Below are 24,608 nucleotides of genomic sequence, written 5' to 3'. Positions count from 1 at the left end.
CCGCCCGGTCCCATTCCGAACCCGGAAGCTAAGCCTGCCAGCGCCGATGGTACTGCACCCGTGGGGGTGTGGGAGAGTAGGACACCGCCGAACAAAACTTAGTACGAAGGGCCTATCAGGATCACTCCTGGTAGGCCCTTCGTCATTTGTCACTTATCAAGAAAAGGGCGGCCGTTCACATGAACGGCCGCCCTTTTGTGTGCCCTCAGTCGGTGAGTAGCTCAGTGACCGTGGTCGGTGCGGCGTCGACGGTGACCTGCCGCTGTTCCCGGGTGACGAGGCTGCGTACCGTCACATTGCCGGCGTCCCAGTCCTCCTGGCCGACGATGACCACCGCCCGGGCGCCTGCTTTGTCGGCGCGGCCCAGTTCCTTGCCCAGCTTGCGGTACTCCAGCGGAACCGAGGTGCGGATGCCGGCGCGACGCAATGTCGCCGCCACCTGGCGAGCGGCATCGCCGAGCTCCTCCACGACCGGGATCACCACGGCGTCCACTTCGCTGCGTGGCTGGGGCAGTAGCCCGTGCGTCTGCAGGAAGTCCATCAGCGTCACATCGCCCATGCCGAAACCGATGCCCGGGATCTGCTGCGGAGTGAACAGCGACGCCAGATCGCTGTAGGCGCCGCCACCGAACAACGCGCGATTGTTCTCCGGTGAGGTGTCGAAGACCTCGAACACCGTCGACGTGTAGTAGGCCAGGCCACGCACGATCATCGGGTCGAAACGGATCAGGCCGGCCGCGCTGCTGCCGAGCACCTTCACCAGGTTCGAACCATCCTTGACATGCGCAGGCAGTTCGTCGAGCAGGGCGGTACCCGCTGCCAGGACGTCACCGAGCTTGTCGAACTGGTTGCCGGACAGGCCGATCTCCTCGGCGCTGGCCGCGAGCTTCTCGCGCTCGTACTTCTCCCAGCGGTCGACCAGTGCGAACACCTCGGGCAACTGCTCCTGCGTGACGCCCACGACGTCGGTGAGCGCTGAGGAGAGCAGGTTGCGGTCGTTCGCGCGGACCACGAACATGTCCTCGCTTGCGCCAAGACCGCCCAGCATGTCGTGGATCAGCTCGAAAATCTCGATCTCGCAGCTCGCGCTCGTCGAGCCGAAGATGTCGACGTTGATCTGCCAATGCTCACGTACCCGCCCTCGCTGTGGGCGTTCGTAGCGGTGGCAGTTCGGGTGGCTGTACCAGCGCACCGGGAACTGCAGGGAACCGGCGTTGCCCGCGATCATCCTGGCCACCGACGGCGTCATCTCGGGGCGCAGCGCCAGGCGCCGGCCACCGCGGTCGGTGAGCGTGTACAGCTGCTGGTTGGCGATCTCCTCACCGGATTTCGCCTCGTAGATCTCAGCTGACTCCAGGATCGGACCGTCGTAACGCAGGAATCCGTACCGCTCGATGACCTCGTACAGCTTGCCGAAGACCTGGGTACGGACGGACATCTCCGGTGGGAGAAAGTCCCGGGTACCCCGGTAGGGCGCGGTCGGCAGGTATTCGGGCACGGTCGACTGATCCTCACTGATTGATTTGGCTGCTCAGGCCGAGTCTAGGCGACCCGCCGGGTGCCGATGAGCAGGGCGACGGCGGCGCCGACACCGCACACAACGGCGGTGATGGTGAAGATTTCCGTGTACTGCGTGAGCAGTGCCGCACGTACCGCGTCGAGGTACGACCCGAGTGCCTGGTCGTAGGCCGCATCCGACGGGAACAGCACGCGGATCGGCACATCGAGTGTCGCGGTCATGCTGTGGAAGCGGTGCAGCCCCCATGCCGACAGCGCCGCGATACCCACCAGCATCCCGGTCATCCGCGCGACGACCACACCGGCGGAAGCAACGCCGTGCTGCTCGGCGGGCACGACCCGCAGTACCGCAGCGGACAACGGCGCGATGACCAGGCCGAGGCCGAGGCCGACAACCACCAGGTCGGTGTCCAGCCTCGGCAGGGTCAGCGGCCCCAGCTCGTGTGGGGTGGACAGGACAGCCGCCGTCCACGACGACATCAGCAGGAACCCTGCCGCCGCGACAAGCATGCCGATGCACGCAACCCAGCGTTCCTCGAACCGGGACGCAAGCAGCCCACCCAGGACCGCGCCCACCGGCAGCGCGACGAGGAACCGCAACAACAACTCCACGCCGCCCTGGTCGTCGCGCCCGAGCAGGGTCTGTGCGAACAGGTCGACGTCCACCAGCGTCACCATGAGCGCCGCGCCGGCGGCCACGCTGGTGGCCAGCGCGGCGAGGAACGGTCGCAGCCGCACGTGAGTGGGGTCGATGAGCCGGGTCTTCGCCCGTGACTCCCACACCAGGAACAGCACGAACGCCACGGCCGCGGCGATGAGGAGCGGCAGTCCCCAGCTCGGCAGCACCTGTTCCCGCGGGTTCGGGTTGTACAGGCCCACAACGGACAGCCCGAGTGCGGTCGCGAGCAGGCCGGCCCCGACCACATCGACCTTGGGCCGGTTCGCGTCGCGCCTGTCGGGTGGCACCGAGACTGCCACGGCGAGCATCGCCAGCAGCGCGAGCGGCACGTTCACCCAGAAAACGCTGCGCCAGCCCGCCAGCGCGGCGAGTGCGATCCCGTACACCGGTCCCAGCACGCTGCCGAGTTCCTGCGCACCGCCTACCGCGCCCAGAACCGTTGCCCTGCGGTGCTCCGACCACAGGTCGGCGGCCAGCGCCATGGTGACCGGCAGCAGCGCACCGCCTGCGATTCCGAGCAGCACCCGGCCCGCGACGAGCAGCGGCACCGTGTCGGCGAGCGCGGTGACTACCGATCCGGCGAGGAACCCACCGAGGCAGGCCTGCAGCAACGCCCGCCGGCCGAACCGGTCCGAGGCCTGGCCGAGCAGCGGCATCGCCGCGACGTAGCCGAGTAGGTAACCGGTGACGATGGGGGTGACCTGCTCGAGCCGGTTCACCGGGATCTGCAGATCGTCGATGATCTGGCGCAGCAAGCCGATGACGACGTAGGTGTCCAGTGCCCCGAGCAGGACGGCGAGGCCTCCGGCGCCGATGGCGAGACCACGATCGCGCCGGGACGTGCTGAGCTGGATCATGCCGGCGCGGTGACCGTGACCGGCTTGTTCACATCGGACAGTGTGACGTCCACAGTGGCCTCATCACCGAACGCGGCGGATGCCTTGACGGGCAGGTGTCCTTCCCCGGTGCTGAGCCAGAAGGTCATGTCGGCGGCGGACTGGATCCCCGGCAGCAGGCCACCGAGCACCTCCTGGTTCAGCGTCCCGGTCACCCGGTACGCCTGCGTGCCGTCGACCTCGTCGCGGGCCTCGGTCTTCGGGTCGCGCAGAGCGGTGAGCAGCTGGGGCACGCCACGTTCGGGATCGAGCACCGCCGAAGGGTCGTACACAGTGGAGCTCAGCGTCGCCGGGATCTCCTGGTAACCGCCGGTGGGGCCTTTGAGATACAGGGTGTCACCGGTGAGCACGAACTCGATCTCCACCAGCTGACCGAGCTGGTTCAGTGTTCCGGTGCCCTTTGCCTCACCCTGCTTGGTCAGGTCGGCCTCGAGGCTCTGTACGAGCAGACCCGGCACCGTGCCGTTCACCTGCACGGTGACGTGGGCGCTCCGGATCTCGCCGGTGGCGGCGGCCGCGTCTCTGATCAAGGCGGGAGCGTCGGGCAGCGGCTCACTCGGAGCCTCGTCGGAGCTGCACCCCGCGGCCACGGCCGCAGTCAGCGCGAGAACTCCGGTCAGGATTCGGCGGAGGACCATGCGCCGAATCCTAGGGCGGCACCGGTCACGGCATGAGCCCCGCGGCCAGAGTCGCGCCGAGCTCCCAGCACGCCGCCAGCCCGTCCTTGCTCGGTTCGCCCAATACGATGACCGGTGGCGCGGCCTGCGCCCAGCCGAGCCCCGTGGTGACGGTCTCGATGGCCCGCTGGGCACCTTCGACACCCTGTGTGCCGTGCACGTAGTAGCCGAACGGGCGCTGGCGGGTCGCGTCGAGGCACGGATAGTAGATGGTGTCGAAGAAGTGCTTGAGGGCCCCGGACATGTAGCCGAGGTTCGCGGGCGTGCCGAGCAGGTAGCCGTCGGCCGCGAGGACATCGGAGGCCGTCGCCGACAGGGCGGGTTTCCGCACGACGTCCACACCGGTGATCTCCGGATCGGTGGCGCCGGAGACCACCGCTTCCAGCATCGCCTGCAGGTGCGGCGAAGGCGTGTGGTGGACGATCAGCAGCGTGGGCACAGTGTGTCAGCCTGCCATCCGTGATAACAGTGATTCTCACGGGCCATGCGTGACGAGCCTCCGCGCGTTCATGCGGTGAGGAGCCGTTCGACATCGGCGCGCAGGGCGGCGAGCCGGTCGCCTGCCTGGCGGCGGATTTCGGCGAGCTCCGCTGCCGACGGCACGGGTGCCGTCACCTCCAGGTACACCTTCAGCTTCGGTTCCGTTCCCGACGGCCGGATCACCACCCGCACGCCCTCGCCGCGCAGGCGCAGCACGTCGGCGTCCGGCAGCAGGTCCTCGGCACTCACCTCGGCTCCCGCCAGCGTCGCGGGCGGCGCCGTCCGCAGCCTCGCCATGAGCTCCGCCCGCGCGCGCAGATCGGTGATGCGCAACGACACCTGGTCGGTCAGGTGGACGCCGTGCCGCACGGCGAGATCGTCGAGCAGGTCGAACAGCGTGCGTCCGGCTGCCTTCGTCGTCGCTGCCAGGTCGGCCGCCGACACTGCGGCCGCTATGCCGTCCTTGTCCCGGACGAACTCCGGGTTCACGCACACCCCGAGCGCCTCCTCGTAGGCGTAGACCAGGCCCGTGCCGGCCCGCGCCAGCCACTTGAACCCGGTGAGCGTCTCGGCGTAACGCGCGCCGTGAGCCCGCGCGATGGCCGACAGCATCGACGACGACACGATCGTCGTGGCAACCAACGGATCCGCTATGTCCGATGTGGACAAGACGTACTCGCCGAGCAGGACACCGGTCTCGTCGCCGCGCAGCATCCGCCAGGCCCCGTCGGGGCCACGGGCACCGAGCGCGCACCGGTCCGCATCCGGATCGAGTGCTATCGCGAGGTCGGCATCGGTCTCGGCCGCGAGGGCGAGCAGCCGGTCGGTCGCGCCGGGCTCCTCGGGATTGGGGAACGACACCGTCGGGAAGTCCGGGTCCGGATCGGCCTGCTCTGGGACGAGGTGCACGTCGGTGAAACCGGCATCGCGCAGCGCCCGGTCGAGCAGTTCCGCCCCGACACCATGCAGCGCCGTCGCCACCACCCGCAGCGTGCGGGAGGTGTTCCACGGCAGCAGGGCGACCCGCGCGAGGTAGGCGTCGACCACCTCGTCGTCCAACGTCGCCGTTCCGGCTGCGCGCGGCACGGACACCGCGGCCGGAGCGGCGGCGATCGCAGCCTCGATCTCGCCGTCGGCAGGCGGCACGATCTGGGTCCCAGTGCCGTCGTACAGCTTGTACCCGTTGTCGGCAGGCGGGTTGTGCGACGCGGTGATCTGGATGCCCGCGACCGCGCCGAGGTGCCGCACGGCGAAGGCCAGCACCGGCGTCGGCAGCGGTCGTGGCAGCACCGACACCGCGAAACCGGCGGCGCTGAGCACCTCGGCGGTGGCCGCGGCGAAGCTCTCCGAACCATGCCTGGCATCGCGGCCGACCACCACGGTCCCGCCCGCGTGGCCCGACGCGGTCAGCCATGCCGAGACCCCCGCAGTGGTCCGGACCACCACAGCGGTGTTCATGCCGTTCTGCCCCGCGCGCACCGGGCCGCGCAGGCCGGCGGTGCCGAACGTCAACGGCCCTGCCATGCGGTCGGCCAGTTCCGTCACAGCGTTGCCGTCGCCGCCCATCGCCCGCGCGACGACGGTCTGCAGTTCGGTACGCGTGGCCGGATCGGGATCGTCTGCGATCCAGCGGAATGCCTTGTCTCGCAGGTCAGGCGTGAGTCTGCTCGGCTGTTCGGTCACCGGGCCATCGTGTCATGTGCGGGAGCGCGCTGGTCAGGCCCGCAGGACCAGTTCCCGCAGCAACGTCCCCATCCGTTCCGCCGCTGCCCGGCCCGCTTCGATGACCTCGGTGTGGCTGAGCGGCTCACCGGTCATACCCGCGGCCAGATTGGTCACCAGCGAGAGGCCGAACACCTCGACGCCTGCTGCGCGGGCCGCGATGGCCTCCAGCACCGTCGACATGCCGACCAGGTCGGCGCCGAGCGTGCGCAGCATCCGGATCTCGGCTGGCGTCTCGAAGTGCGGCCCTGGCAGTCCCGCGTACACACCCTCCGCCAGTGACGGATCGATCTGCCTGGCGATGTCACGCAGCCTGCTGGAGTAGAGGTCCACCAGGTCGACGAAGTTGGCGCCGGTGATCGGCGACATCGCCGTCATGTTCAGGTGGTCGGCGATGAGCACCGGCTGGCCGACCTGGAAGCCCTCCCGCAGGCCGCCCGCGGCGTTGGTCAGCAGCACCGTGCGCACCCCGGCCGCCGCGGCGGTACGCACCGCGTGCACGACGCCGGCCACACCCTTGCCCTCATACAGGTGGGTTCGGCCGAGTAGCACCAGCGCGCGCTTACCGCCGACGACGACCGAACGGGCGGTGCTGCCGTGGCCGACCGCGCTGGGCGTCTCGAAGCCGGGCAACTCACCGAGCGGGATCTCCGTCTCCGGTGTGCCGATGATGTCGGCTGCGGGGCGCCAGCCGGACCCCAGCACCACGGCGATGTCGTGCGTGGCGGCGCCGGTCCGGTCGGCGATCATCGATGCTGCGGCGCCGGCGAGTTCACTGGGCTGGTCGAGCTTCTCGGTCACGGTCGTGCAGCCTACGGGGTGCGGCGGTAAACCCGCGGATCAGCAGGTACGCCAGCAAGCCGAAGGGCGACAGCAGGATCGTCAGCACCAGTATCGGCGCCAGAAATACGTGCCTGACGCCGCGTTCGCGTGCGTCGCGGTACATCCACCTGCCGATGAAGAGGTCGAACGCGATGAGGTGGGCCCAGATGGCCGCGGCACCCTCGGGCTTGCCGAGAAATGCCCGCAGCGCCTCGAGATCCGGGTTGCTCACCACCCGCCACAGTTCACCGAGATCGCCGGCGGCAAGCACGGTGTAGACCACCAGCGGTGGCAGGACGATCCATGGCGAGGCGATGATGCGCTCGGTCCAGCTCCACCGCGGGGCCAGGATCATCAGGGCCCAGAACGGCGCGGCGAGGTAGAAGGTGATGTCGAACAGCGTCGCCGTGTTCATGGTGCGCCCACCAGTTGCCTGTCGAGGCGCGGTTGGGAAACGACGCTCCGCAGGGACAGCACCGTGCCGGCCGCCATGGCGATGACCAGGGCGCCGAACGCGGCGAGGGTCCAGCCATCGGGTGCCGTCAGCGGCTGGCCGCGCAACGCCTGCCAGGTGACCAGGCCGACGAGACCGGCATAGCCGAGCCCGGCGGTCAGCACGAGCCGCGCGCGCACCGCGTCGTGACGCAGCCGGGGCACGCGGGTCGCGAGCACTCCCAGCAGCGCGGCCAGGAGCGGCAGCGCCTGCAACGCGTGCATGCCGACGAAGTGCGGGATCCGCAGGTCGCCGCCGATCGTGCTCCAGCCGGCGATCGGCATTCCAGGGCCTCCGTCGGGTACACCCACGGTGTGCGCGCCGACGACACCGGTGAACGTGCCTGTCCGCATTGACTCCAGCTGCGTGCCGGTCGGCCCGAGCATGAGTCCGCCGAGTGCGAGTCCGGCCAGCGAGATGATTGCGCCGAGGCGGATCGACCAGCGTGCGGCCTGGTCGGCGATCGGCGCGCGCAGCAGCAGCACGGTCAGCACCAACGTGCCGACCCACAGCGCCGCGATGGTCGCGCCCATCACCGAGAACAGCGCCGAGTCGAGCGGGGTGGCGACGTTGAAGTGGCTTGCCCTGCCGCGCATCGCCTGGCCGAGGATGATCACGTACTCCACAGCGAGGAACACGACGATCACGGTCGACACGCGGTGCGCCAGCCGTTGCCGGGAGCGCAGCAGCGTGACCAGCCACGCCCAGGTCACGCAGTAGGCGACGATCGAGACCGCGAACTTGAACGGCTTGAGCCAGATCGGCACGGCGAGCAGCATCCGGTCGTCGAACAGCAGGCCGCCGAGCGCGACAACGGTCATGACGGTCATCAGTCCCGCGAACAACATCATCGGTCGGTGCCAGGTCCTGGCCTGGCGAAACAAGGTGGACATCACGCCTCCCCATCATGGATAGCTTCACTATCCATGATGGGAAGCTACGCTATCCATGTGGCGGCTGTCCAGAGAAAGGCGTGAGGCGGATGCGGATGGCGGAACTGAGCCGAGAGTCCGGGGTCGCGATCGCGACCATCAAGTACTACCAGCGCGAGGGACTGCTGCCGCCTGGCGAGCGGACCGGCCCCAACCAGGCGCGCTACGACCAGTCGCATGTGCAGCGGCTCAAGCTGGTGCGGGCGCTGCTGGAGGTCGGCGGGCTGTCGGTTGCCGCCGTACGCGATGTCGTCGATGAGATCGACGAACGCAACTCGACGCACAACGTGCTGGGCGTGGCCCAGTACAGCCTGCCGCTGCGGCAGGTCGAGGTCGATGACGAGGCCCGCGCCTGGGCCATGAAACAGCTCGCGGTGGTTGCGGAGGAACGGGACTGGCGGCTCCTTCCGGGTACCCCGCCGACCGAAGCCCTCGTCAGTGTTCTGTGCAGCTTCCGGGAACTGGGGCATGCCCGGTTGCTCACCGTGCTGGACCGTTACGCCGATGTCGCCGACCGGATCGCCGAGGCCGACCTCGACTCCGTCGCCGGGCTCGACTCCACTGAGGCGATCGTGGAGAGCGCGGTCGTCGGCACCGTGCTCGGTGACGTGCTGCTGGCCGCGCTGCGCCGGCTCGCGCAGGGTGCGGCGTCGCGCAGGCGCTTCGCCGACAAGACCGCTACCAGCTGAACAGGCGGCTCAGCCTGTTGTCTGGAAGGTGGGGACGAGACGGTCGAACAGCTCGTTGCGGCCCAGCCGTTCCTGCTCCACCGGCACCGTCACGCCGACCACCCACAGCCCCGAGCCGTTGCGGAACACCTCGGCCACGGTCGTGCGGTTGCTCGCCCGCTCGCCGGTCGTGCCCCGCTCCGCCGTCCGGTAGGTCACGACCACGCCGTCCCTGTTGTCGCCGAGTGGTTCGGAGCGAACGAACGTGAAGTCGCCGGGTGCCCAGGAGGTGCCCAGTGCGGCCACGTAGTCGTCGGCCGTGTACGCGCCCGTGTTGTTCGCGAAGCGTTCGACAGCCAGTACCTGCGCGCCGTCCGGGGACACGAACTGCACCCGGGTGCTCGTCGGCAACGGGCCTGCCGGCTGTTGCGTGACGAACCTGGTCCAGTCCGCGGGCACCCGCACCGAGAACAGCCCACCCTTGGCGCCACGCAGGTTCGTCGCGTCGCCCTCACGCGTCACCAGTTCCCGGCCGGCGCCCGCGGGTGGCGTGGCACGTGCCGGTTCCGCCCGCGCGGGCGGTTCGATCGGCTGCCCCGCCACCAGCCGGGTGAGCGCGAACCCACCCGCGACGGCAACGATGAACAGCAGTACCGCGACCACGACGAGCCATACCGTTCGCGCCGTTGCGTGCCCGGTGGTGGTGGTAGTGGCCGGGCCCGCGGTAGCGGCGGCCGCGGTGAAGGGCAGCGGACCGGGATCGGCTGCCAACACCTCGGCGGGTTCGTCCTTCTCTGCCGCCGGGCTGACCGGCATCTGCGGGATCACCCGCGTCTCGCTCGCGTCCGGTCCCAGCGGTTTGCCGTCGAGCTCACGGAACAGTTCGGGACCGAAGAGGGTGCGCCGCGGCTGCGCCACCAGCGGGTACAGCCTGCGCCGCACCTCCGCCAGCGACATCCGCGCCGACGGTTCCTTGGCCATCAGCCCGCGGATCACCGCGGCGAGCGGCCCCGGCGACGGCTTCGGTACCTCTCCGCGTACGACACGGGTGACGGTCTCCAGCGGATCGCCATCGGCGTCGTAGGGCGGGCGGCCCTCTGTTGCCGCGAACAGTGTCGCGCCGAGCCCCCACAGGTCAGCGGTGTAGGTGACCGCGCCGCCCGAGGCGACCTCGGGGGCGATGAACGCGGGCGAGCCCAGCATCATCCCCGTGTGGGTCATCGTCGCCTCGGCGACATTGCGCGCGATGCCGAAGTCGTTGAGCTTGATCCGGCCGTCGGGAGACACGAGCACGTTGCCGGGTTTGACGTCCCGGTGCGTGATTCCCGCGCTGTGGGCGGCTTCGAGCGCGGCGGCCACGGCGTCGGCGACGACGGCCGCTTGTGCGACGGTCAGCCGCCTGCCGTCGCGGAGCAGGCCGGCCAGGCTGTGTGCGGGCAGCAGCTCCATGACGATGTAGGGATCGCCGTGCTCACGGACGACGTCGTGCAGGGTGATCACGTTCGGGTGGGACAACCCCGCGATCGCCCTTGCCTCCCGCAGAGTCCGCTCCCGCACCTCGTCGGCCCTGGTCGCGGGCACCCCCGGCGGGATACGGATCTCCTTGACCGCCACCGAGCGCTGCAGGAACTCGTCGAAGGCGGCCCACACGGTGCCCATCGCGCCCGAACCGAGTACCGAGCGCAGCCGGTAGCGGCCGGCCACGAGACGGGACTCATCGGTGGAGGTGGACACGACCTCTATTGTGACGAAACCGCGCCCGCCGGAACGTTCACCCGCCGTTGTTAGTGGCGATTAGCATCGGCGGACCTCGCCGGAAATCATCTCTGCGGCCGCACCTGACGCTGTAGCCGTTGGAAGTTCCTGTGAGGGGCGAGCTGCTGACCTGCGAGTTCGTTGTCGACCTACGGTGGCAGAAGAGGCGCCGGTGTTGATTAGCCTCACATCTGCTGGACAGGGCGTGCGCCTACGATGACGAGGTATGACCGAAGTGGCTGGGACGTCCGGGTCCGTGCCCGCTGAGCTGCGGCTCGCGGCCGAGTTCGGCACGCCGGAGGCGGCTCAATGGGAGCGCCTCGTCGCGGGGGTACTGACCAAGAGTGGCGCCATCCCGGAGGGATTCACGGGTGCGCCGCACAGTCTGCTGGCCACCACGACGTACGACGGCATCGAGATCCAGCCGCTCTACACCGCCGAGAACGGCGTACCGCCTGCCGGTTTCCCCGGCCTCGCCCCGTTCGTCAGGGGTTCCCGGCCGGAAGGGCAGGCGGGGGCAGGCTGGGATGTCCGAGCGTTGCACGAGCTGCGCGATCCCGCCGAGGCCCACACGGCTGTGCTCGCCGACCTGGAGAACGGCGTCACCTCGATCTGGTTACGGGTCGGCGCTGACGCGTTGCCGCTCGACGCACTCGGCGAGGTGCTGAGCGGTGTCCACCTCGACTTCGCGCCGATCGTGCTGGACGCGGGCGAAAGTTACGCGGCGGCTGCGGAAGCGCTCCTGGCCGTGCTCGCCGAGCGCCGTGTTCCCGTCCGCGAGGTGACAGGCAACCTCGGCGCCGACCCGATCGGGCTGCAGGCGCGCACCGGTCGTGCACACGAGCTGGCACCGGCGGCGGAACTGGCCGCCCGTACCGCCACGAGCCATCCGGCACTACGCGCCATCGTGGTCGATGCGTTGCCGTTCCACGGAGCAGGTGGTTCCGACGCGCAGGAACTCGGTGCGTCGATCGCGGCCGGGGTCGCTTACCTGCGGGCGCTCACCGAGGCCGGGCTGAGTGTCGAGGCCGCCGCCGGGCAGCTGGAGTTCCGCTACGCGGCGACCGCCGACCAGTTCCTCACCATCGCCAAGTTCCGCGCCGCGCGCAGGCTCTGGGCGCGCGTCACCGAGGTCGCGGGAGGCAGTGCGCTCGGCATGCGCCAGCACGCTGTGACCTCGCCCGCGATGCTGACCCGGCGCGACCCCTGGGTGAACATGCTGCGCGCCACCGTCGCCTGTTTCGGCGCGGGTGCCGGCGGTGCGGACGCCGTGACCGTGTTGCCGTTCGACGCGGCGATCGGCGTGCCCGACGCATTCGCGAGGCGCATCGCCCGCAACACGCAGTCCATCCTGCTGGAGGAGACCAAGCTCGCCGGTGTGATCGACCCGGCGGGTGGGTCCTGGTATGTCGAGCAGCTCACCGACGCACTCGCGCACGCGGCCTGGCGCGAGTTCACCGGCATCGAGCGCGCCGGTGGCATCGAGCGCGAGCTCGCCTCGGGTGCGCTGGCCGGCAGGCTCGCCGCCACCTGGCAGGAGCGCGCGCAGCGGATCGCCACCCGTGCCGATCCGATCACCGGGGTCAGCGAGTTTCCACAGCTGGACGAGAAACCGGTGCGACGCGTTGCCACACCGTCTCCTGTGGACGGAGGTGGCCTGCCGCGTCTGCGCTACGCGCAGGCTTACGAGCAGTTGCGGGACCGCTCCGATGCCCACGGCACCCGTCCCCGCGTTTTCCTGGCCACCCTCGGTCCGCTCGCCGCGCACACCGCGCGTGCGGCGTTCGCGGGCAACCTGTTCCAGGCGGGCGGCATCGAGCCGGTCAACCCCGGCGTCAGCGATGACGTGGTGGGTGCCTTCCGCGACAGTGGTACGCCGATCGCCTGCCTGTGCGGCAGCGACACGCTGTACGCCGAGCAGGCCGCCGCCGTGGCACAGGCCCTGCGCGAGGCCGGTGCCACCGACGTACTGCTCGCGGGCAAACCCGGTGACTACCCCGGTGTCACCGGTTTCGTCCACATCGGATGCGATGCCCTCGCCGTCCTGACCAGCACCCTCGAGAAGCTGGGAGTCGCCTGATGAGTATCCCCGACTTCGCCGACGTCGAGCTCGGCTCGCCCGAGCCCGGTGAACCGCAGGCCTGGACCGAGGCGCTGCGGGCCAGCACCGGCAAGGATGCCGACGCGCTGGTGTGGGAGACCCCCGAGGGCATCGGCGTCAAGCCGCTCTACACCGCCGACGATCTGTCCGATGTGGACTTCCTCGGCACCTATCCCGGCATCGCGCCGTTCCTGCGCGGGCCGTACCCCACCATGTACGTGACCCAGCCCTGGACCATCCGGCAGTACGCCGGGTTCTCCACGGCCGAGGAGTCCAACGCCTTCTACCGCCGCAACCTCGCCGCGGGACAGAAGGGACTCTCGGTCGCCTTCGACCTCGCCACGCACCGGGGGTACGACTCGGACCATCCGCGGGTGCCCGGTGACGTCGGAATGGCCGGCGTGGCCATCGACTCCATCTACGACATGCGCCAGCTCTTCGACGGCATACCGCTGGGGAAGATGAGCGTGTCGATGACGATGAACGGTGCGGTGCTGCCGGTGCTGGCGCTCTACGTCGTCGCCGCGGAGGAGCAGGGCATCGCGCCGGAACAGCTCACGGGGACCATCCAGAACGACATCCTCAAGGAGTTCATGGTCCGCAACACCTACATTTATCCGCCGCAGCCGTCGATGCGGATCATCTCCGACATCTTCGCCTACACCTCGCGGCACATGCCGCGGTTCAACTCCATCTCGATCTCCGGCTACCACATGCAGGAAGCCGGGGCCACCGCCGATCTGGAGCTGGCCTACACGCTCGCGGACGGCGTCGAGTACATCCGCTCCGGGCTCGACGCGGGGCTGGACATCGACACCTTCGCGCCGCGACTGTCCTTCTTCTGGGCCATCGGCATGAACTTCTTCATGGAGGTCGCCAAGATGCGGGCGGCCCGGCTGCTGTGGGCCAAGCTCGTGAAGCAGTTCGAGCCGCGCAAGGACAAGTCGCTCTCACTGCGTACCCACTGTCAGACCTCCGGCTGGTCGCTGACCGCGCAGGACGTCTACAACAACGTGGTTCGCACCTGTGTCGAGGCGATGGCGGCCACGCAGGGACACACGCAGTCGTTGCACACCAACGCACTCGACGAGGCGCTGGCCCTGCCGACCGACTTCTCCGCGCGCATCGCGCGCAACACGCAACTGCTGCTGCAGCAGGAGTCCGGCACCACGCGGGTGATCGACCCGTGGGGCGGCAGCGCGTTCGTGGAGCGGCTCACCTACGACCTCGCCCGGCGAGCGTGGGCGCACATCAGTGAGGTGGAGTCGGCAGGCGGCATGGCGCGCGCGATCGACGCCGGCATCCCGAAGCTGCGCATCGAGGAGGCCGCCGCGCGTACGCAGGCGCGTATCGACTCCGGCAGGCAGCCGGTGATCGGCGTGAACAAGTACCGGGTCGCCGCCGACGAGCAGGTCGACGTGCTCAAGGTCGACAACGCGGGCGTGCGGGCGCAGCAGCTGGAGAAGCTGCGCAGGCTGCGCGAGGAGCGCGACCCGGCCGAGGTCGAGGACGCCCTGCGCAGGCTCACCGCCGGTGCCGAATCGGACGGCAACCTGCTCGAGCTGGCCATCGGCGCGGCACGGGCGAAGGCGACGGTTGGCGAGATCTCGGCGGCACTGGAGAAGATCTGGGGGCGCCACTCCGGCCAGATTCGTACGATCTCAGGTGTGTACCGCGACGAGGTCGGCAAGTCGGCGACCGTGGATGTTGCCAGGGCGCGGGTCGAGCGCTTCGCGGAGGCGGAGGGCCGCAGGCCGCGGATCCTCGTCGCGAAGATGGGCCAGGACGGGCACGACCGCGGGCAGAAGGTGATCGCGACGGCGTTCGCCGACCTCGGGTTCGATGTCGACGTCGGCCCGCTGTTCTCCACCCCGGCCGAGGTGGCCAGGCAGGCTGTCGAGGCCGACGTGCACATCGTCGGCGTGTCCTCGCTCGCCGCCGGGCACCTGTCGCTGGTTCCCGCGCTGCGTGCCGAGCTCGCCGGCCTCGGCCGCGACGACATCATGGTCGTGGTGGGCGGTGTCATCCCGCCGCAGGACTACGACGAGTTGCGCAAGGCCGGGGCGGCGGCGATCTTCGGGCCCGGCACGGTGATCGCCGACGCGGCCGTCGGTCTGCTCGACCAGCTCGACGCGCGACACTCGTAGGCATGCCTCGCACGATCGACGTCGGCGCCTATGCCAAGGGCGTGCTCGCCGGGGACCGCGGGATCCTTTCCCGCGCCATCACCCTGGTCGAGTCCAGCAGGCCCGAGCACCGGCGGCAGGCGCAGGAGCTGCTGGTGGAGCTGCTGCCGCACGCCGGGGGAGCCCAGCGGGTCGGCATCACCGGCGTACCGGGAGTCGGCAAGTCGACATTCATCGACCGACTCGGCGCTGACCTCACGGGGGCAGGGCACCGGGTCGCGGTGCTCGCCGTCGACCCGTCGTCCAGCCGCACCGGCGGGAGCATCCTCGGCGACAAGACGCGCATGGCGCGGCTCGCGGTGGACCCCGCGGCGTTCATCCGGCCGTCCCCGACGGCAGGCACGCTCGGCGGGGTGGCCAGGGCCACCCGGGAGACGATCGTGCTGATGGAGGCCGCCGGCTACGACGTCGTCCTGGTGGAGACCGTCGGCGTCGGCCAGTCCGAGGTGGCCGTCGCCAACATGGTCGACTGCTTCCTGTTCCTGACACTGGCGCGCACCGGTGACCAGCTGCAGGGCATTAAGAAGGGCGTGCTCGAGCTGGCCGACGTGATCGCCGTCAACAAGGCCGATGGCGAACACGAGAAGGAGGCACGCGCGGCGGCGCGCGAGCTGTCCGGTGCGCTGCGGCTGATCTACGGTCCGGACGCGGCGTGGACCCCGCCGGTGCTGACCTGCAGCGCGCTGACCGGGGCAGGTCTGGACACCGTGTGGCAGCAGATCGGCAGGCACCGGCAACTCCTCGACGACTCCGGCGAGCTCGCGGAGAAACGCAGGCGGCAGCAGGTGGATTGGACCTGGGCGATGGTTCGCGACCAGCTGCTCGACCGGCTCGCCGCGCATCCCGAGGTGCGTGCCATCGTGCCGGAGGTGGAGCGTGCCGTGCGCGAGGGCAGGCTCACCGCAACGCTGGCCGCCGAGCGCATCCTTGCGGCATTCGGCGGAGAGTCACCGCGTGGCACCTGACGGCAGCCGTGTCGAGGGTGCACACTGGCCGGGTGCGCGTGTTTGCCGTCCTGGTTGGTGTGTTGGCCGTCCTCGTCGGGGCACTGGCCGTCGGGGGTCCCGCGGCGGCCGTCGCGGCTGAACCGGTGGCCGCCGTCGCTCCGGCGTTGACCCAGGAGACCGCCGAACCGGGCCCGACCCTGGACCCGCAGACCGAGGCGGACGCGAGGAAGACTCGCAGCAGGCTCGTGGTCGGCGTTGCCGCAGCTGCGCTGCTCGGCATCGTGGTCTGGGGGCGGCACGTCCGGAGCAAGAGAAAGAAGACGAAGAAGAAGTAGTAGTTGTGGTTCGGGCGTTGAGCTGTGACGCCCGAACAGCGAAGCCGAACTCTCTGTAGCCGCTCAGCGCAAGTCGGCTACCGTCTGTCTCGTCATTAGGACATCTGGGTCTGACGATCACCTGTTTGGTGCAAGACTGGATGCAAATGCGTATGGCAACAGTTTCCCGGCGGTATGCGGTTGTGATGACGTCCGCCGCGCTGGGCTCGTCCGGAGGTGCGGCGTGACGGTTCTCGACTCGCGACCCGAGATGCCAGGGGAGCCGGCCGGCTCGACCGACGCCCTGCTCACCGAGGCGGGCGTGAGTATGGCTCCGGTGGCTGACCTCGGTGCGGGCCGTGGCCCGCACTGGCTCGACGAGTGGCTGGACGCGCATTCCACCGACGTGGTGGCCTGGCGCAGGCACATTCATGCGAACCCGGAGCTCGCCCGGCGCGAGTACGGCACCACTGAGCTGGTCGTGAAGGTGCTGCGATCCGCAGGACTGGCGCCGAAGGTGCTGCCCGGTGGTACCGGGGTGGTGTGCGACATCGGCAACGGTGCGTCGTGTGTCGCCCTGCGCGCGGACATGGACGCCCTGCCCCTCACCGAGGCGACGGGGCTGCCGTTCGCGTCCACCGTCGACGGTGTCGCCCACGCATGCGGCCACGACCTGCACACGACGGTGCTGCTCGCCGCGGGCATGGCGTTCGCGATGGCACCCGAGCTGCCGGGACGGGTACGGCTGATCTTCCAACCCGCCGAGGAGGTCATGCCCGGCGGCGCGCTGGAGGCGATCGAGGCGGGTGTGCTCGACGGCGTCGACCGGATCTTCGGCCTGCACTGCGACCCGCGGCTGCCGGTCGGCGAGGTCGGCACCCGGATCGGTGCGTTGACGTCGGCTGCCGATCTCATCGAGCTGCGGCTGACCTCGCCGGGTGGGCACACGTCCCGGCCACATCTGACGGCGGACCTGGTGCACGCGCTCGGCACCGTCATCACGTCGCTGCCGGCGTTGCTCTCGCGGCGGGTCGACCCGCGCTCGGGGACGGTGCTGGTGTGGGGTGCCGTGCATGCGGGCAAGGCCGCGAACGCGGTGCCGCAGGAGGGGCTGCTGCGCGGCACGTTGCGCACTGCCGACCACCAGACGTGGACCACCCTCGAGCCGCTCATCGCGTCGTGCATCGAGTCGCTGCTCGCGCCGACCGGTGTCGGCTACGACCTCAACTACCGGCGCGGGGTTCCGCCGGTGGTGAGCGAGCAGGAGAGCACGGTTCTGTTGCGGGCTGGCGTGGAGGCCGCGCTCGGTGAGGCGGCGCTGGCCGGTACCGAGCAGTCCTCCGGCGGTGAGGACTTCGGGTGGTACCTGGAGCAGGTGCCCGGCGCGTTCGCGCGGCTGGGCGTGTGGTCCGGCGAGGGTGCCATGCGTGACCTGCACCAGCCGACGTTCGAGCTGGACGAGCGCGCCCTGCTAACCGGTACCCGGGTCATGGTGCATACCGCACTGGCCGCGCTGGCCTGACCGCGCGAGTCCCCCGCCCAGGCGCGCGAGTCCCCCGCTTGGGTGCGCGAGTTGCCCGCTCTGGCCTGCGAGGTGCGCGCTGGGGTGCGCGAGTCTCCCGCTGGGGTGCGCGAGTTCCCCACTCCGGTCGGTGAGTTGCCCGCTCAGCCGCGCGAGTCCCGCGCTTGGGTGCGCGAGTTGCCCGCTCAGCCGCGCGAGTCTCCCGCTCCGGCCCGCGAGTCTCGCGCTCTTGCCCGCGAGTTGCGCGCTCCGGTCAACGGGAGTTATCCACAGCTGGGGTAGTTATCCACAGTTTTGGGATTTCACCCTCGGGTGGCGTCAGTGAACCGGACTGTGGAGCCATGGTTCTGTTACCAGAAGGCCTCCACGGTGCCTACGTGCGGGCCGAACTCGTGACCGTTGTTGGCACGTCCGTTGTCCGTGGTGCGCTCAAAGATGGCAGGTTGGCGAGGTTTTCGCGTGGCATCGTCGTGGATCCGCGCCGTGGTGCCGACTTCGCGACCCGTGCTGCTGCGTGCCTGCTGAACGCCGGGCCCCGCGCGGTGCTGGCGGGGCATAGTGCGCTCGCGTTGCACGGTTGTACGGCAGCCGACACGGCACCTGTCCACATCCTCGTGCCCTACGGATGCAAGCCCCGCGGACGGCCCGGGTTGGTCGTGCACCAGGGCACGTTCGATGAACAGGACGTGGACGTGATCGCCGGGCTTCGGGTGCTCGCACTGGACGTCGCCGTGGCTGAGGTCCTGGCCCGCGGGAAGAGGCGAGCCGGGCTGGCGTGTGCCGACCAGGCGATGCGGCTCGTGCCCGAGGAGGCTCGCGGCGAATTCCGGGCGTGGATCGAGGAGCGGATCCGGGCGCGGCCGGATCCACGCGGACGGTGCCAGGCCCGTGCATTGGTCAACCTGACGACGGGCCTCGCCGAGTCACCCGCGGAGAGTTGGACCCTCCTTGCTCTCGCCGACGCCGGCCTGCCGATTCCGGAGCAGCAGTACCGCATTGTCGACCTGGCCGGCAACGAGATCTACCGACTGGACTTCGCGTGGCCTGCGCTGCGGGTGGCCGTCGAGTACGACGGGTACGAGGCACACGAATCACGGCAGGCTGCGGATGCGGCACGAGATGCGGACCTGGAGCGGCGCGGTTGGATCGTGGTCCGGGCCGACGCAGCTGACCTCAAGGATCCGGGCCGGTTGATCGGTGCGGTGCGGGCGGCGTTCCGCCGTCGCGGCCTTGCGGCTTAACGCAACTCGCGTGCTGGAGCGGGGGACTCGCCGACTGCAGCGGGGGACTCGCGCGGGAGCGGGGGACTCGCCGACTGGAGCGGGGGACTCGCGTGCCTGGGCGGGGGACTCGCGTGCTGGAGCGGGGGACTCGCGCACCTGCGCGGGGGACTCGCCGACCGGAGCGGGGGACTCGCGCACCTGGGCGCAGCGCAGCGGCTAGGGGCCTATGCCCTTGCAGGGGCGGGTTCGTAGATCGTTGACGTAGTCGGCTGGGGCGCCGGCGGCTTCCGCGGCGTCGGCGAGCACCCCGAGGTACCGCGCGGAAGGCAGGCCGCCCTCGTAGGCATCGAGAACGTACAGCCAGGCCAGCACGGAACCGTCCATGGTCTGCACCCGCAGCCGGATCTTGTTGTGGATGCCGAGGTCGCCGCCCTCCCATTGGTCCAGCAGCGACTCGTCGAGGTGGGTGACGTCGTAGAGCACCACGAACACCCGCGACGACGGGTCCTCCACGATCGTGGCGAGCGCGCCCTCCCAGCCCAGGTCCTCGCCACCGAAGGTCAACCGCCAGCCTTCCAGCCAGCCGGTGCCCGCCATCGGCGAGTGCGGAGCTCGCTCCATCATCTGGGTGGGCTCCATGTTGGACCCGTACGCGGCATACAAGGGCACGCCGACAGCCTAACTGCCACGCGGTCCCCCGAAAGGACGCACTCCGCCTGTCCTCTCCTAGAGTGGGCGCGGACGTCGTCGGTAGAAGGGAACGAGCGTGACCAGGATCGTGATCATGGGCGGCGGACCAGCCGGCTACGAGGCGGCTTTGGTCGCGGCACAGCACGGGGCCGATGTGACCATCGTCGAGCGGGACGGACTCGGCGGCGCCTGCGTGCTCTACGACTGTGTGCCCTCCAAGACGTTCATCGCCTCCTCCGGAGCCAGGGCCAGCCTGCACGGCCTTTCGGAGCTCGGCATCGCCACCGACCTCGCCGACACCCACGTCGACCTGCCCACCGTCCACGGCCGCGTCCGTGGTCTCGCGCTCGCCCAGTCGGCGGACATCCGCGCCAGGGTGCAGCGCGAAGGCGTGCGGGTGATCATCGGCTCCGCCCGCTTCTGCGACAGCGAGCCCGGCCTCGCCACGCACCGGGTCAGCGTCACCGGGCCGGGCGTCGAGGAGATCCTCGAGGCCGATGTCGTGCTCATCGCCACCGGAGCCACGCCACGCGTGCTGCCCGGCGCCGTACCGGACGGCGAGCGCATCCTCGACTGGCGGCAGCTCTACGACCTGCCTGAGCTGCCCGAGCACCTCGCCGTCATCGGGTCTGGTGTGACCGGTGCCGAGTTCGCCTCGGCCTACACCGAGATGGGGGTCAAGGTCACCGTCGTCTCCAGCCGTGACCGGGTGCTCCCGCACGAGGACGCCGACGCCGCCGCCGTGCTGGAGGAGGTGTTCGCCCAGCGCGGCACGACCGTGGTCAAGCACGCGCGCGCCGACCGGGTCGAGCGCACCGAGAAGGGCGTGAAGATCCACCTGACCGACGGCAGGGAGATCGAGGCCAGCCACGCGCTGATGACGGTCGGATCGGTGCCCAACACCACCGGCATCGGCCTGGAGCGGGTGGGCATCGAACCCGGCCCCGGGGGGTTCCTGACGGTCGACCGGGTCTCGCGCACCAGCGCACCCGGCGTCTACGCGGCAGGCGACTGCACCGGCCTGCTCATGCTCGCCTCGGTCGCCAGCATGCAGGGCCGGATCGCCATGTGGCACGCGCTCGGCGAGGGCGTCGCCCCGATCCGGTTGCGCACCGTCGCCGCGAACGTGTTCACCCACCCCGAGATCGCTACGGTCGGCATCAGCCAGCAGGCCATCGACTCCGGTGAGGTGCCTGCGCGCACGATCATGCTGCCGCTGGCCACCAACGCGCGCGCGAAGATGGAAGGACTGCGCCAGGGCTTCGTCAAGCTGTTCTGCCGCCCCGCCACCGGTGTGGTCGTCGGCGGTGTCGTGGTGGCGCCGACCGCGAGCGAGCTGATCCTGCCGATCGCGCTGGCTGTGCAGAACCAGCTGACCGTGGAGCATCTGGCGCTGACGTTCTCGGTCTACCCCTCGCTGTCCGGTTCGATCACCGAGGCCGGGCGCCAGCTCATGCGCCACGACGACCTGGACTGAAATTCTCCTCGGCGCGTGTTGCCCGCCGACCGCTCCGACTGGTGACACTGGGAAGTGAGCAGCTGTCACGAGCATTGGAGTGCGGCAATGACGACACGCGACACACCGTGGCCTGACGGTACGCCGTGCTGGGTGGATCTGATGGTGCCGGATCCGCGGATGGCCATGGACTTCTACGGTGCGCTGCTGGGTTGGGACTTCGCCGATCAGGGCGACGAGGCCGGCAACTACCTGCTGTGCTCACGGCAGGGCAGGAACGTCGCCGGTATCGGTGCCATTCCGCCGGACCAGGCTGGCGCACGCGCGGCGTGGACGATCTACCTGGCGACCTCGGACCTCGCCAAGATCGTCGCGGCGATCAGCGAGAGCGGCGGCAACATCGTCATGCCGCCGATGGACGTGATGCAGGCCGGGAAGATGGCCATCGCGGCCGATCCCACCGGCTCGGTGTTCGGCCTGTGGCAGGCCGTCCAGCACACGGGCATCCAGCTCGCGAACGTACCGAACTCCGCCGTATGGATGGAGTGCATCACACGGGACTTCGATCGGGCGAAGGGATTCTACGGAACCGTGTTCGGCTACGAGTTCGACGACATGTCGGCCGGCGGCTACTCCTACGCCGCCCTCAAGGTAGGCGGCAACGTCGTCGGCGGGCTCGGTCAGATGTCGTCCGAGGCGCCCGCCGACGTGCCGCCGCACTGGTCGGTGTACTTCGGCGTCACCGACACCGACGCGGCAGTGGCCAGGGTCGGTGAACTCGGCGGCGACGTCGTGCGCCCGCCCACCGACTCGCCCTACGGCCGGATGTCGACGGTGACCGACAACCAGGGCTCCTACTTCGTCCTGATCTCGGTCACGGAATCGGCCTGACCGGTCATGGGAGCGTCACCCGGGGGTGACGCTCCCTGCTGCGGTCAGTCGTGCTCGATCCAGTCGAACGTCCGCGTGACCGCCTTCTTCCAGTTGTGGTACTGCCGTTCCCGATGGACGTCGTCCATCGCCGGGTCCCACACCTTGTCCTGCGCCCAGTTGTTGCGGATGTCGGCCTCGCCTTCCCAGAAGCCGACCGCGAGGCCCGCGGCGTAGGCGGAGCCGAGCGCGGTCGTCTCGGCCACCACCGGGCGGATGACCTGGACGCCGAGGATGTCGGCCTGGAACTGCATCAGCAGGTCGTTGACGACCATGCCGCCGTCGACCTTGAGCGTCTTCAGCGGTACGCCGGAGTCGGCGTTCATGGCATCGATGACCTCGCGGGTCTGGAACGCCGTCGCCTCGAGCGCGGCGCGGGCCAGATGCCCCCGGTTCACGAACCGGGTCAGGCCCACGATCACACCACGGGCGTCGGAGCGCCAGTACGGGGCGAACAGGCCCGAGAACGCAGGCACGAAGTACGCGCCGCCGTTGTCCTCGACACCGCGGGCCAGCTCCTCGACCTCGGGGGCGGAGCCGATGATCTGGAGGTTGTCCCGCAGCCACTGCACCAGGGAGCCGGTGACCGCGATGGATCCCTCCAGCGCGTACACCGTGGCGTTGTCGCCGATCTTGTAGCAGACGGTCGTGAGCAGGCCGTTCTGCGACATGACCTTCTCCGTGCCCGTGTTCAGCAGCACGAAGTTGCCCGTTCCGTAGGTGTTCTTGGCCTCGCCGACCGACAGGCACGCCTGCCCGAACGTCGCCGCCTGCTGATCACCCAGGATGCCGGCGATCGGCACCCCGCCGAGCACGCCGCGCTCGCGTACCGTGCCGTACTTCTCCGACGACGACCGGATTTCCGGCAACATCGACAGCGGGATGCCCATCTCGGCGGCGATGTTCTCGTCCCAGGACAGCGTGTCCAGGTCCATGAGCATCGTGCGGGAGGCGTTGGACGGGTCGGTGATGTGGAGACCACCGTCGGGTCCACCCGTCATGTTCCACAGCACCCAGGTGTCCATGTTGCCGAACAGGAGATCGCCGGCCTCGGCGCGGGCCCTGACACCGTCCACATTGTCCAGAATCCACTTGACCTTCGGCCCCGAGAAGTATGTCGCGAGGGGCAGGCCGGTTTTGGCGCGGTACCGTTCCTGGCCGCCGCCGAGCGCACCGAGCTCGTTGACGATCCGGGCGGTCCTGGTGTCCTGCCAGACGATCGCGTTGTAGACCGGCTTGCCCGTAGCGCGATCCCAGACCAGCGAGGTCTCGCGCTGGTTGGTGACACCGACGGCGGCGATATCGCCTGCCCGAAGGTCCGCCTTGGCGAGCGCGCCCGCGGTCACCGCGCGGACGTTCTCCCAGATCTCCTCCGCGTTGTGCTCGACCCAGCCGGCCTGCGGGAAGATCTGCTCGTGCTCCTTCTGATCCGATGCGACGACCCGCCCGGAGTGATCGAAGATCATCGTCCGGGTCGACGTAGTGCCCTGGTCGATCGCTGCGACGTACGACGGCATAACGGCTCCTCGTTTCCTTACCGCTTGGCTTCGTCAGCCGACTCGGGGACCCGGCCCGGCTCGTGCGTGGGCGTTGCTCCCGGTGCCGTCCGGGCGCTGAGCACCTGGCCGATGAAGAAGTCGTAGATCAGCACACCGAGGACGCCACCGACGAGGGGCCCGACTATCGGTATCCACCAGTAATTACTGAACCAGGCGCCGTCGCCCGGCAGCGCCTTGTTTCCCCATCCCGCGACGAAGGCCAGTAGCCGAGGTCCGAAGTCGCGTGCCGGGTTGATGGCGTACCCCGCGTTCGGGCCGTAGGTCATGCCGATCGCCACGACGATGAAGCCGATCACGAACGGCGTCATGTTGCTCAACGGTGACACGTTGCGGGTGTCGATCAGTGCGGCGATGAGCGCCACGAGGATCGCCGTGCCGACGATCTGGTCGACCAGTGGGCCCCAGATACTGTTGCCGAAGTACTGGGCGGGGAACGTTGCGAATATCGAGAACGTCGCCAGTGAGTCCGGCTTCGTGGTCGGTGGCGTCTGCGCAGCCAGGAACGCGTTGATCGCGCTGCTGTAAACCGCGTACACGACTGCCGCGCCCGCGAAGGCGCCCAGCAGCTGGGCGCCCCAGTACGGCAGCACCTTCGGCCAGGGGAACTTACGCCGGACCGCGAAGGCCAGCGTCACAGCCGGGTTGATGTGCGCGCCGCTCACACCGCCGGCCACGTACACGCCGAAGACGACCGCCAAACCCCAGCCGAAGCAGATGATCAACCAGTTGGACGGCCCGAACGCGACCGCTTGGCGTCCTGATTCGGGCAACGCGGCGACGGCGACCGCGACGGACCCACAGCCCAGGATGATCAGGACCGCCGTGCCGAGGAACTCGGCCAACAACTCCCCAGCAGTGTGCTGGCGCAGCCTGTTCCACGCGCTGACCTGCTGACGAGGCAATGTTTCGGTCATGGCGTACCTCCGAAAACCCCGAGGCATCGTTGCCTCCAGGTTCTTCATGCTCCTCGGTGGTCCCGGTCGAGACAAGCTGGCAACAGGCGCGGCGTTCGGTCGGCGTGCGATGCTTGCAACGTCG

21 protein-coding genes and 1 rRNA gene are annotated in these 24,608 nt (G+C 69.5%); 10 read left to right on the top strand and 12 right to left on the bottom strand.

Annotation, left to right across the window (positions count from 1 at the left end; genetic code table 11):
* Positions 1 to 93: ribosomal RNA gene (rrf, locus tag ABZ863_RS14865) — 5S ribosomal RNA — on the top strand; the annotation flags it as partial.
* A gap of 112 nt (positions 94 to 205) precedes the next feature.
* Here the strand turns inward: rrf and hisS are convergent.
* The 8 genes from hisS to ABZ863_RS14825 all read right to left on the bottom strand — a co-directional run bounded on the left by hisS (position 206) and on the right by ABZ863_RS14825 (position 8,180).
* Positions 206 to 1,498, bottom strand: coding sequence for a histidine--tRNA ligase (hisS, locus tag ABZ863_RS14860; RefSeq protein ID WP_358535374.1), 1,293 nt, complete (start codon positions 1,496 to 1,498; stop codon positions 206 to 208).
* Positions 1,499 to 1,542: 44 nt separating this feature from the next.
* Positions 1,543 to 3,054, bottom strand: coding sequence for an MFS transporter (locus ABZ863_RS14855; RefSeq protein ID WP_358535372.1), 1,512 nt, complete (start codon positions 3,052 to 3,054; stop codon positions 1,543 to 1,545).
* Positions 3,051 to 3,731 (bottom strand): LppX_LprAFG lipoprotein, encoded by a 681-nt coding sequence (locus tag ABZ863_RS14850; protein ID WP_358535370.1) that lies wholly within the window; start codon positions 3,729 to 3,731, stop codon positions 3,051 to 3,053. Before ABZ863_RS14850 ends, ABZ863_RS14855 begins: the two co-directional genes overlap by 4 nt.
* Positions 3,732 to 3,756: 25 nt before the next feature.
* Positions 3,757 to 4,209 carry an NAD(P)H-dependent oxidoreductase gene (locus ABZ863_RS14845; protein WP_358535368.1) on the bottom strand — a complete coding sequence of 151 codons (453 nt, stop codon included), beginning with the start codon at positions 4,207 to 4,209 and terminating at the stop codon, positions 3,757 to 3,759.
* Positions 4,210 to 4,277: 68 nt separating this feature from the next.
* Positions 4,278 to 5,933: a phospho-sugar mutase gene (locus ABZ863_RS14840; protein WP_358535366.1), complete on the bottom strand. Its 1,656-nt coding sequence runs from the start codon at positions 5,931 to 5,933 to the stop codon at positions 4,278 to 4,280.
* Between the two features lie 33 nt (positions 5,934 to 5,966).
* Complete coding sequence (locus tag ABZ863_RS14835; RefSeq protein ID WP_358535406.1) at positions 5,967 to 6,722, bottom strand: purine-nucleoside phosphorylase; 756 nt, start codon at positions 6,720 to 6,722, stop codon at positions 5,967 to 5,969.
* A gap of 22 nt (positions 6,723 to 6,744) precedes the next feature.
* Positions 6,745 to 7,209 carry an ABA4-like family protein gene (locus ABZ863_RS14830; RefSeq protein WP_358535364.1) on the bottom strand — a complete coding sequence of 155 codons (465 nt, stop codon included), beginning with the start codon at positions 7,207 to 7,209 and terminating at the stop codon, positions 6,745 to 6,747.
* Positions 7,206 to 8,180 carry a hypothetical protein gene (locus ABZ863_RS14825; RefSeq protein WP_358535362.1) on the bottom strand — a complete coding sequence of 325 codons (975 nt, stop codon included), beginning with the start codon at positions 8,178 to 8,180 and terminating at the stop codon, positions 7,206 to 7,208. Before ABZ863_RS14825 ends, ABZ863_RS14830 begins: the two co-directional genes overlap by 4 nt.
* 95 nt (positions 8,181 to 8,275) lie before the next feature.
* On the opposite strand from ABZ863_RS14825, the gene ABZ863_RS14820 reads away from it, so the two are divergent.
* Entirely contained in the window at positions 8,276 to 8,908 is a 633-nt protein-coding gene (locus ABZ863_RS14820; RefSeq protein WP_358535360.1) for a MerR family transcriptional regulator, read from the top strand.
* Between the two features lie 9 nt (positions 8,909 to 8,917).
* Here ABZ863_RS14820 and ABZ863_RS14815 read toward each other — a convergent pair whose 3' ends face one another.
* Positions 8,918 to 10,621: a serine/threonine-protein kinase gene (locus tag ABZ863_RS14815; protein ID WP_358535358.1), complete on the bottom strand. Its 1,704-nt coding sequence runs from the start codon at positions 10,619 to 10,621 to the stop codon at positions 8,918 to 8,920.
* A 247-nt stretch (positions 10,622 to 10,868) separates the two neighbouring features.
* On the opposite strand from ABZ863_RS14815, the gene ABZ863_RS14810 reads away from it, so the two are divergent.
* The 6 genes from ABZ863_RS14810 to ABZ863_RS14785 all read left to right on the top strand — a co-directional run bounded on the left by ABZ863_RS14810 (position 10,869) and on the right by ABZ863_RS14785 (position 18,953).
* The gene (locus ABZ863_RS14810; RefSeq protein WP_358535356.1) at positions 10,869 to 12,722 is read left to right on the top strand and encodes a methylmalonyl-CoA mutase family protein; all 1,854 of its coding nucleotides are present in this window, start codon (positions 10,869 to 10,871) and stop codon (positions 12,720 to 12,722) included.
* Positions 12,722 to 14,890: a methylmalonyl-CoA mutase gene (gene scpA, locus ABZ863_RS14805; protein ID WP_358535354.1), complete on the top strand. Its 2,169-nt coding sequence runs from the start codon at positions 12,722 to 12,724 to the stop codon at positions 14,888 to 14,890. Before ABZ863_RS14810 ends, scpA begins: the two co-directional genes overlap by 1 nt.
* A gap of 2 nt (positions 14,891 to 14,892) precedes the next feature.
* Positions 14,893 to 15,894 (top strand): methylmalonyl Co-A mutase-associated GTPase MeaB, encoded by a 1,002-nt coding sequence (gene meaB, locus ABZ863_RS14800; RefSeq protein WP_358535352.1) that lies wholly within the window; start codon positions 14,893 to 14,895, stop codon positions 15,892 to 15,894.
* 32 nt (positions 15,895 to 15,926) lie between these two features.
* Positions 15,927 to 16,211, top strand: a complete 285-nt coding sequence (locus ABZ863_RS14795; RefSeq protein ID WP_358535350.1) for a hypothetical protein — start codon at positions 15,927 to 15,929, stop codon at positions 16,209 to 16,211.
* Between the two features lie 223 nt (positions 16,212 to 16,434).
* Entirely contained in the window at positions 16,435 to 17,712 is a 1,278-nt protein-coding gene (locus ABZ863_RS14790) for a M20 family metallopeptidase (RefSeq protein ID WP_358535348.1), read from the top strand.
* Between the two features lie 341 nt (positions 17,713 to 18,053).
* Positions 18,054 to 18,953, top strand: a complete 900-nt coding sequence (locus tag ABZ863_RS14785) for a DUF559 domain-containing protein (protein WP_358535346.1) — start codon at positions 18,054 to 18,056, stop codon at positions 18,951 to 18,953.
* A 198-nt stretch (positions 18,954 to 19,151) separates the two neighbouring features.
* Here the strand turns inward: ABZ863_RS14785 and ABZ863_RS14780 are convergent, their stop codons facing one another.
* Positions 19,152 to 19,604, bottom strand: a complete 453-nt coding sequence (locus tag ABZ863_RS14780; protein ID WP_358535344.1) for a gamma-glutamylcyclotransferase — start codon at positions 19,602 to 19,604, stop codon at positions 19,152 to 19,154.
* Positions 19,605 to 19,701: 97 nt separating this feature from the next.
* Between ABZ863_RS14780 and ABZ863_RS14775 the strand changes: the two genes are divergently transcribed.
* Together ABZ863_RS14775 and ABZ863_RS14770 are read left to right on the top strand one after the other, a co-directional pair.
* Positions 19,702 to 21,102 carry an NAD(P)H-quinone dehydrogenase gene (locus ABZ863_RS14775; RefSeq protein WP_358535342.1) on the top strand — a complete coding sequence of 467 codons (1,401 nt, stop codon included), beginning with the start codon at positions 19,702 to 19,704 and terminating at the stop codon, positions 21,100 to 21,102.
* Between the two features lie 87 nt (positions 21,103 to 21,189).
* Complete coding sequence (locus ABZ863_RS14770) at positions 21,190 to 21,972, top strand: VOC family protein (protein WP_358535340.1); 783 nt, start codon at positions 21,190 to 21,192, stop codon at positions 21,970 to 21,972.
* Between the two features lie 44 nt (positions 21,973 to 22,016).
* Here the strand turns inward: ABZ863_RS14770 and glpK are convergent, their stop codons facing one another.
* Both glpK and ABZ863_RS14760 read right to left on the bottom strand, forming a co-directional pair.
* The gene (gene glpK, locus ABZ863_RS14765) at positions 22,017 to 23,528 is read right to left on the bottom strand and encodes a glycerol kinase GlpK (RefSeq protein ID WP_358535338.1); all 1,512 of its coding nucleotides are present in this window, start codon (positions 23,526 to 23,528) and stop codon (positions 22,017 to 22,019) included.
* A 17-nt stretch (positions 23,529 to 23,545) separates the two neighbouring features.
* The gene (locus ABZ863_RS14760; protein WP_358535336.1) at positions 23,546 to 24,484 is read right to left on the bottom strand and encodes an MIP/aquaporin family protein; all 939 of its coding nucleotides are present in this window, start codon (positions 24,482 to 24,484) and stop codon (positions 23,546 to 23,548) included.
* Between the last annotated feature and the right edge of the window lie 124 nt (positions 24,485 to 24,608).

The organism is Saccharomonospora sp. NPDC046836, assembly GCF_040645195.1.
Taxonomy (GTDB): Bacteria; Actinomycetota; Actinomycetes; order Mycobacteriales; family Pseudonocardiaceae; genus Prauserella_A.
Note: the sequence above shows the minus strand (reverse complement) of the source record. Positions and strands in the feature narration are given on the sequence as shown.